The sequence below is a fragment of the Streptomyces sp. MJM8645 genome, assembly GCF_001625365.1.
In the GTDB taxonomy this organism is placed as follows: domain Bacteria; phylum Actinomycetota; class Actinomycetes; order Streptomycetales; family Streptomycetaceae; genus Kitasatospora.
This window is the reverse complement of record NZ_LJJF01000002.1, coordinates 360,340-368,628: the sequence shown is the minus strand read 5'-3', so window position 1 is coordinate 368,628 and position 8,289 is coordinate 360,340. Positions and strand designations below refer to the sequence as shown.

At 70.9% G+C, this 8,289-nt stretch carries 9 protein-coding genes and 1 pseudogene; 6 read left to right on the top strand and 4 right to left on the bottom strand.

The genetic code is table 11. From position 1 onward, the window contains the following. Positions 1-2 precede the first annotated feature (2 nt). Genes A6F73_RS32505 through A6F73_RS32490 form a run of 4 tightly spaced genes read left to right on the top strand, consistent with a single transcriptional unit; the run spans position 3 to position 2,470 of the window. On the top strand, positions 3-218 hold the full coding sequence (locus tag A6F73_RS32505) for an MbtH family protein (protein WP_063351957.1): 216 nt from the start codon (positions 3-5) through the stop codon (positions 216-218). Positions 219-229: 11 nt separating this feature from the next. After that, the gene (locus tag A6F73_RS32500) at positions 230-1,477 is read left to right on the top strand and encodes a cytochrome P450 (RefSeq protein ID WP_063351956.1); all 1,248 of its coding nucleotides are present in this window, start codon (positions 230-232) and stop codon (positions 1,475-1,477) included. A gap of 30 nt (positions 1,478-1,507) precedes the next feature. Further along, positions 1,508-2,257: an SRPBCC family protein gene (locus A6F73_RS32495; protein WP_063351955.1), complete on the top strand. Its 750-nt coding sequence runs from the start codon at positions 1,508-1,510 to the stop codon at positions 2,255-2,257. Between the two features lie 12 nt (positions 2,258-2,269). Beyond that, entirely contained in the window at positions 2,270-2,470 is a 201-nt protein-coding gene (locus tag A6F73_RS32490; RefSeq protein WP_063351954.1) for a hypothetical protein, read from the top strand. A 450-nt stretch (positions 2,471-2,920) separates the two neighbouring features. Here A6F73_RS32490 and A6F73_RS32485 read toward each other — a convergent pair whose 3' ends face one another. Then, positions 2,921-3,277, bottom strand: a complete 357-nt coding sequence (locus A6F73_RS32485) for a beta/gamma crystallin domain-containing protein (protein ID WP_063351953.1) — start codon at positions 3,275-3,277, stop codon at positions 2,921-2,923. Between the two features lie 505 nt (positions 3,278-3,782). Then, positions 3,783-3,935, bottom strand: a pseudogene (locus tag A6F73_RS43615) (pirin family protein); the annotation flags it as partial. A 21-nt stretch (positions 3,936-3,956) separates the two neighbouring features. Between A6F73_RS43615 and A6F73_RS32480 the strand changes: the two are divergent. Both A6F73_RS32480 and A6F73_RS32475 read left to right on the top strand, forming a co-directional pair. Continuing rightward, the gene (locus A6F73_RS32480; RefSeq protein WP_347878571.1) at positions 3,957-4,364 is read left to right on the top strand and encodes a hypothetical protein; all 408 of its coding nucleotides are present in this window, start codon (positions 3,957-3,959) and stop codon (positions 4,362-4,364) included. A gap of 78 nt (positions 4,365-4,442) precedes the next feature. Then, the gene (locus tag A6F73_RS32475) at positions 4,443-4,937 is read left to right on the top strand and encodes a hypothetical protein (protein WP_063351951.1); all 495 of its coding nucleotides are present in this window, start codon (positions 4,443-4,445) and stop codon (positions 4,935-4,937) included. Here A6F73_RS32475 and A6F73_RS32470 read toward each other — a convergent pair. After that, positions 4,903-6,267, bottom strand: a complete 1,365-nt coding sequence (locus A6F73_RS32470; RefSeq protein ID WP_063351950.1) for a nitrate/sulfonate/bicarbonate ABC transporter ATP-binding protein — start codon at positions 6,265-6,267, stop codon at positions 4,903-4,905. The genes A6F73_RS32475 and A6F73_RS32470 overlap by 35 nt on opposite strands. A 30-nt stretch (positions 6,268-6,297) precedes the next feature. Continuing rightward, on the bottom strand, positions 6,298-7,974 hold the full coding sequence (locus A6F73_RS32465) for an ABC transporter permease subunit (RefSeq protein ID WP_244293785.1): 1,677 nt from the start codon (positions 7,972-7,974) through the stop codon (positions 6,298-6,300). Positions 7,975-8,289: the final 315 nt, after the last annotated feature.

The window sequence follows — 8,289 nt, the reverse complement described above, 5'->3', positions numbered from 1 at the left end:
CCATGACCAACCCCTTCGACGACCAGGACGGCGCCTTCCTCGTGCTCGTCAACGACGAGAACCAGCACTCGCTGTGGCCGCAGTTCGCGGACATCCCCGAGGGCTGGACCATCGCCCACGGCCCCGACACCAACGCCGCCTGCCTGGAGTACGTCGAGAAGTCCTGGACCGACATGCGGCCCAGGAGCCTCGCCGACGCCATGGACGCCAGGAAGTAGCGCGGCCCGCAGTGAACCTGACCGACACCACGGACGAGGCCCGCCCCACGGCGGGCCTCGCCCCGCCCCACGACCTCGCCGCCGACCTGCTCACCCCCGAGGCCCGGTGGGACCCGTACCCGTTCTACGCCCGCATGCGGCGCGAGAGCCCCGTGCACCGCAGCGACCAGGGCATCTGGTACCTCACCCGGTACGCCGACGTCGAGGCCGCCCTGAGCGACCTGCGGCTGTCCAACGACCGGGACCGGATGACCCGCGCCCTCGGCGGCCTGGGCGGCGACCTGAAGGCCCTCAGCAGGCTCTCCGACCGGCTCGGCCGGGTGATGTCCAACACCGACCCGCCGGACCACGCCCGGCTGCGCAGGCTGGCCAACCGGGCGTTCACCGCCCGGCGGGTCGAGGCCCTGCGCGACGGCGTCCAGCGGATCGTCGACCGGCTCATCGACGAGGCGGTCGCGGCCGGGCCCACCATGGACCTGATCGAGGCGGTCGCCTCCCCATTCCCGATGTCCGTGGTCTGCGAGCTCTTCGGCATCCCGCCCGAGGACCGTCCGCAGGTCGAGACCTGGTTCCGCCGCTTCGGCCGGCTGGGCGAGGACATCGACAAGTCCGAGGAGGCGATCGGGCAGTACGAGGAGTACCTCGCCCGGCTCGTCCGCCGGCGCCGGTCCGAGCCAGGTGACGACCTGATCAGCGCCCTGGTCGCCACCCAGACGCAGGACGACCGGCTCACCGACTCCGAACTGCTGTCCACCTGTTTCGTCCTGATCACCGCCGGTGGCGAGACCACCACCCACCTGGTCGGCAACGGCATGCTCGCCCTGCTGCGCCACCCCGACCAGCTGGCCCGGCTGCGCGCGGATCCGGGGCTGGTCCGGGGCGCCGTCGAGGAACTGGCCCGCTACGACACGGTGACCCAGGCGATCGTCCGGGTCGTCGCGCAGGACCTGGAGATCGGCGGGCAACTACTGCGCGAGGGCGAGCTGGTGTACCTGTTCCTCGGCGCGACCAACCGCGATCCCGAGCGCTTCGAGGACCCCGACCGGCTCGACCTGACCCGCCCCGGCAACCGGCACCTGAGCTTCGGCCACGGCCCGCACTTCTGCCTCGGCGGCCCGCTCGCCAGGCTCCAGGCGGAGGTGGCCGTCGGCACGCTGGTCCGCCGGCTGCCCGAGCTGCGGCTGGCCGACGACGCTGTGCTCGATTGGCGGCCCAACCCGCTGCAACGGCGCCTGAGCGCCCTCCCGCTCACCTACTGACCCATGAACGAGGACGAAGGAGCACCGACCATGGCCCGAGAGTTCGAGGTCCGCCGGGAACAGGACCTGCCCGCCACACCCGAGCAGGTCTGGGACGCGGTCGCCACCGGCGCCGGCAACCTGGGCTGGCTGTACCCGATGGAGGTCGAGCCGCGCGTCGGCGGAAAGGCCACCCGGGGCGACTCCACCGTCGTGGCCTGGGAGCCGCCGCGGCACTTCGCCGTCCGGGCAGCCCAGGACGGCGGCTTCTCCAACACGCTCAGCTACCGCATCGAGCCCGCCGACGGCGGAACGAGCCGCCTGCGGATGGGGATCCACTGGGTGCACACGGGCATCGTCGACGAGGCCTGGAGGTGGGACGCCAAGTCGGACGTGGCCGAGAAGTACGTCGACTTCTACCAGCACGGCCTCGCCGAGTACCTCCGGCACTTCGCCGGCCGCCCCGCCGTCTACGTCAGGGCCCACCGCCCCGAACCCACCGCCGACCCGGCCGACTTCGCCACCCTGCGTCGCCGCCTCGGCCTCCCCGACGACACGGCCGTCGGGGACCGGCTGCCGCTCCACCTCCCGGGCCCGGACGGCCGTCGCCAGGAGGTGGTCGTGGACTGGCTCAGCATCGACTTCGTCGGTCTGCGCGGCCCGGACGCGCTCTACCGGTTCTTCAACGGCAGCACCTGGAACGTGCCGATCTGGCTCGGCCACCACCTGTTCGCCGAGGGCGCCGACGAGCAGCAGGCCACCGCGGCGTGGACCGCCTGGCTCAACGACACCCGAGCCTAGCCAGGGCCCCTGATGGAAACCTCAACGGGAACACTGCTCTACGCCGCCGAACTCGTCGAGGAGAACGGCACCTACACCCTCGTCCTCCAGGACGTGCGGCGGGACACCGTCCAGACCACCCCGGTCCCCAAGGCCATGGTCGACAGGCTCCCGACCTTCCTCTCGGCGCTCACCGCCAAGCTCAACCCGGCACCGCCGCGCCGCCGCTGGTAGACCTGCTCGCCCCCACGAGGCCGGTGCCGTCCGGAAGCCACCGCTCCCGGACGACACCGGCCTCGCCACGTCCGGCGGCGGCACCGCTCACGCCGCCGCCTCGGTGAAGCCAGGCGGGGCCGTGCTGTCGCACCCGGTTTCCGAGACCTCCGTTGCTGCCCGAGAGCTACGAGGAGGTGTGCTCGTGCCTCGGGGTCGAGGACAGGCCCGAAGGATGGGCTCTGTGGAACACCTGGGGTTCCCCCTTCGGGGTGCGGAAGTTGGGGCTCGGCGGGCAGCCGTGACACCACATGCCGGCGCCGGCCAGCCCCTGGAGGGCATGGCCGGCGCCGGTGGACCGGAATTGAGCGAATTCACGTCACAGAAAATTCGACGGCGATCAAAGCGCTGCGGGGACTTGCGGTGATGCGGCCGGACAAATTTCCGTTCGGGTCCCGCTCCGCCGGTTCGTCAGAGAATTTGGATGGAGTTGACCCTCGGCGGGCGGTTCGGGTACGTGATGTCGGTCCAGCGGTTGACCCTCACCGAGTCGCCGTTGGCGTCGGAGTAGACCAGGTCGTTGTTCCCCGTGGAGATCCGGTCGATCCACCACCCGCCGAAGCCGATCGTCCCCCCGTTCGCGTAGCAGTCGACGCTGTCACGGCCGTCGAGGTGCGACCAGATCTTCAGGAAGTCATTGCGGCTCCCGTCACACTGGACGTGGTCGATGGCGAAGGCGTTGCCGGACGGCACGGCCACGGTGAGCGTGGCCGCCGCGGCGAAGGCCATCGCCAACGAGCTCACGACCTTCTTCGCTTTCGAGATCATGGATTCTCCTCAGCCGGATGAAATTTCGAATCGGAGTTCGCTTCGCAACGAGTTTCGGTTGCGTCGTGCTCGATCAGTATCCAGACCGCCTTTGTGAGGGTCAATCGAACAAGCCTCGACCTTACTTGTTCTCGGTCATTTCCATCCGGACTTTCGGCGAGGCGTGGGGTGTGTTGTTCTGGTGTGTCGCAAGTGGTTCCGGGGCCGGGCGGATGGGCCGTCGACCGAGATCGCCTACCGGCTGCTCTGACGTGGGGTGATGGTCCGACCGCCGACTGCGCGCGACAGGTGTTGGGGGCACCTGGCTGGGAGAGGGGGGTGGGGCTGGCGAGTTCGCGCATGACGTGTCGGGTGTTGCCGGGTGAGGGCGGGGTGGCGTCCTCACGCCCCCGGCCGACCGCCGGGGCGTGAGGATGAACCGGCCGGGCGGTGAGGTGGCCGAACTCGCTGAGGGTTGTCCCGCAGCCAAGGCACGCAGCGACTCCGTGCCCGTCGAACGCGCGGGTCAGCGGGTGCGGCCGCGGGGCTTGAGGGGGGTGCCGGGGAGCTCCGGGGCGGGGAGGCGGTTGCCCGGACAGCCCTGGACGGCGCCGCAGCGGTCGGTGGCGGCCTGCCACTCGTCGCGGGCCTGGACGATGCCCTCGTGGGACTGCCCGATACGTCGCCGCCGGTCATCTCCATGGCCGCAGAGACGGGACCACCGGCAGCGTCGAGGATCCGGTCGCCGGCGGGGCGCTCCATCTTCGAGGGTGCGACCAGGACGCAGCGGATCCGGGCTTCCTCAAGGGCGCGGGCCCCCGACTCCACCATGCGCGCGGCCGTCCACCTGGAGTGCGAACGTGGCGCCGAGGCATACATCCGTGCGCTGCTTCTGCAGGCCCTCAGTGCGTCGGGCCTCGCACCGACCGGGCTGCGTGCCCGGCGTGAGCGCGGCGAGGTCGCCAGCCTGCGGGCCACGGTCGCCGTCAACGGCGACGTCGCCCAAGCACTGGAGCCGGTCATCTCGCGCCTCTGCCTGGAGCCGGGCGTCAGCGACCTGCACTGGCACCTGGAGGAGGGCGACACGAAGCACCAGGCCCTGGCCTGACCACGCGTCAGTGGCGCGTCAAGGACCCGACGCCTCCCCGGGTGCCTGGCAGACTGATCGGAAGGAGAGGTGATCCGAATGAGAGCGGTGCCCCGCCCGCGAACCGGTGAGGGCGCGGTGGTGCTGGGTGTGATCGCCCTGCTCCTGCTGGAGGTCGTCGCGCTGGTGGTGCTGCCGGCCCGCGACCGGCCGGTGGTCGGCGGCGCGTTGTTCGGTGCCGGCGTCGCGGGCCTTGCCGTGGCCGGCGTGCTGTGGCAGCGGCTGCGCAGACGACGCCACCCTGTTGTGCCGCAGGCGGAGGCGGACCAGGATTCGTGGTTCAGCGCCCACAGCCTGGAGGGCTTCCCGATGGAGGCGGTCCGGCCGCTGGTGCTGAGCGCGCACGCGCCCAGCCTCAATACGCTCTACACCGCGTGGGTGTTCGCCACCCACGGCCACGACGCCGGCTGGATCGCGCGCCACCTGAGCCTTCCCGCCGGCGTGGTCCGCCTGCTCGCCGACGCGCGGCCCGCCGGAAGGACTGAGGCACGCACCCCGCCTACAGGGCGTCCTGCGCGCCGGGTTCCAGAGTGAGTTCGCCGTCGCCGGAGTCGTAGTCGAACAGTTCGGCGTAGCGGCCCCAGTCGATGGCGGTGTCCAGCTGGCGGCGCGCGTCCTCGGCGGAGAAACCGCGCCGCAGCAGGTCGAGGAACAACCCTTCGCGCAGGGTGTGATCGTCGGTGGCGGCCAGGGCCTGGACGATGGCCCGCACGAGCGGGGCGCGGCTGGCGGCGTGGTGGGCGAAGAGCTGCTTGCTGGTGAGGATGTCGGCGGCGGCGAACTCGCGGCCGGCGTCGGTGACGCGGATGCGGGGGCCGTCTGTGCGCGCGAGGTCGAGCAGTTCGGCGGCGTCGACCAGGGGCAGGAGGTCGTCGATCTCGAAGTTGAGTTCGTCGGCGATCTCCGCCAGGCCGTCCTCGCCGCCGCGGGCGACGAGGATTTCCAGCAGGCCCGCCAGCCCGCCGACGCTGACCTCTGGCAGCGGCGCGCTGGTCGGGGTCGGGGCGGGCCGCTCGGCACCACCGGTCGTCGCAGGCTCTACTGCGGCGACGGCAGCTTCCTCCCGGCCGGTGAGGATGCCGTAGACGGTGTCGACGATGGATTCGAAGTGCGGGTCCTGGCGGTTGCGGGGGCGGGGCAGGTCGACGCGCAGTTCGGCCTGGATGCGGCCGGGGTTGGCGGCCAGCACGAGGATGCGGTCGGCCAGCAGGACGGCTTCCTCGATGTTGTGGGTGACGATCAGGATCGACTTGACCGGCGCCTCATGCCCTTCCCACAGGCCGACCAGCTCGTTGCGCAGGTTCTCGGCGGTCAGCACGTCCAGGGCGGAGAACGGCTCGTCCATCAGCAGCGCGTCCGGTTCGACGACCAGGGCGCGGGCGAAGCCGACGCGCTGGCGCATGCCACCGGACAGTTCCTTGGGGTAGGCGGACTCGAAGCCGTCCAGACCGATCAGGTCGATCGCCTTCAGCGCCCGCTCGCGCCGCTCCTGTTCACCGACGCCCTGGGCGTGCAGGCCCAGTTCGACGTTCTGCTGCACGGTGAGCCAGGGCAGCAGAGCGAAGGACTGGAAGACCATCGACACACCCGGGTTGGCACCGGTCAGCGGCTCGCCCCGGTAGGCGACGGTGCCCGAGGACGGGGCGATCAGCCCGGCGATGCACCGCAGCAGGGTCGACTTGCCGGAGCCGGACTTGCCCAGCAGCGCGACGATCTCGCCCTCCGCCAGGTGGAAGCCGATGTCGTCCAGGACCGGCAGCTCCCGGCCGTCGGGGGTGGTGAACGTCTTGGTCACCCGCTCGGCCCGCACGATCGTGGCGCCGGTCGGACGGGGGCCGGGGGTGCGCGGGTGGTCGGTGGTCACGGGTCCTGCCTCGCTCGCTGGTACGAAAGGTCAGAGGGAGTAGCGGGTCTCGGCGATGCGGTAGAGGCGGCGCCAGAACAGCCGGTTGAGGGCGACGACGTACAGGCTCATCACCACGATGCCGACCAGGATCTTCGGGAAGTCCCCGGTGGCGGTGGCCTGGGTGATGTAGGAGCCGAGGCCGGTGGCGGTCAGCGTGTGGGAGCCGTAGGTCACGACCTCCGCGACGATGGAGGCGTTCCACGCTCCGCCGGCCGCCGTGATCCCGCCGGTGACGTAGGAGGGGAAGATCGCGGGCAGGATGAAGGTGCGCCACTTCAGTCTCCCGCCGACGTGGAAGGTGGTCATCGCCTCGCGCAGGTCGGTGGGGATGGCCGAGGCGCCGGCGATCACGTTGAACAGGATGTACCACTGCGCGCCCAGCGCCATCAGCAGAATCGCGCCGACGTTCAGCGAGATGCCCAGCGCGACGAACGCGGCGGTGGCGAACGGGAAGACGAAGTTCGCCGGGAAACTCGCCAGGACCTGCACCACGGGCTGGGCGAAGCGGGTCACCCGCGGGTTCATGCCGATCCACACGCCGATCGGCACCCACACCACCGTCGCGAACGCGATCAGGATGATGACCCGGCTGAAGGTCGCCGCTCCCAGAGCCAGCGCGTGTCCGAACTCCGCGAGCCCCACCGTGGATCTGACGTAGGCGAACGCCTTCCAGGCCCCGAAGAGCACCAGCACGCTGACCGCACCGGCGAAGAACACGTCCCCCGTCCGCTCGCGCGCCGCCGACCCGCCGATCGGGTGCTCGGCCAGCCCGAACGGCCGGCTCGCCCGGTCCAGCGCGCGGCCGATCGGCAGCAACGGGCGCCCGAGCCGTTCGGGGACGCTTGAGCGGCGCAACAGGTCGAGCATCAGACTGCGGGGGCGCTCGGCGGCTTCCGACTCCTCCACCCGGAACCGCTCCGACCAGGCGACCATGGGCCGCCAGAACAGCACGTTCACGCCCATCACCATGACCACCATCACGGCGATCGCGATGCCGACCTGGCCCAGGTTGCCGGCGGCGATGGCCGCCGCGGCGTATGACCCCATGCCGGGCAGCGCGTAGCGGTGGTTGAGGACGCTGATGGTCTCGGAGGCGGCGAGGAAGAACCAGGCGCCGCCGAAGCTCATCATGCCGTTCCACACCAGCGGGATCATCCCGGAGGGCACGTCGAGCTGCCAGAACCGCTGCCACTTCGTCAGCCGCATCACCCGCGCGGCCTCGTCCAGCTCCTTGGGCTGGGAGACGAGGGAGTAGTAGAAGGCGAAGGTCATGTTCCAGGCCATCGCGGTGAAGATCGCGAAGATCGAGGCGCACTCCAGGCCCAGGATCGAGCCGGGGAACAGGGCGATGAACGCGGTCACCGTCACCGACAGGAAGCCCAGCACCGGCACGGACTGCAGGATGTCCAGCACTGGCAGCAGCACTTTGTCCGCCCGCCGAAGCCGTGCCGCGGCGGTGGCGTACACGAAGGTGAACACCACCGACGCCACCAGCGCCGCGAACATCCGCACCAGCGAGCGCACCGCGTAGTACGGCAGGTTCGCCGGGTCCGTCGACACCGTGTCAGGAGCCGTGCTGGGCAGGAACGGCGCGTTCAGTGACGGGGCGAGCCGCAGCAGACCGTACAGGAACGCGACCAGTGCCACGACCACCAGCACGTCCACCCACCGGAATGCCGGCCGCCGCCACACCCCCCGCGAGGGGAACCCGCCCGGACCCGCCACCTGGCCTCCCGTGTCACCGTCGGCTCGCTGCCTCGGCCAGGAAACCATGCCCGGGAAACTCCGGACGGGTCCCCGCCGAGCGACACGCGAACACTCACCGACAAAAGATCCAGAGCAGCCGAGGCGTTCCTCACCCGGGGCCCGGGATGCCGAAGTGCAGATGTGGGCCGTCAGCGTAGGTCACGGCCTTTGGCAGCAGGTAGTTCGCTACCCGTGGAGCCACGCTGGCCTGGATCGTCAGCCGGTGTGGCGCGG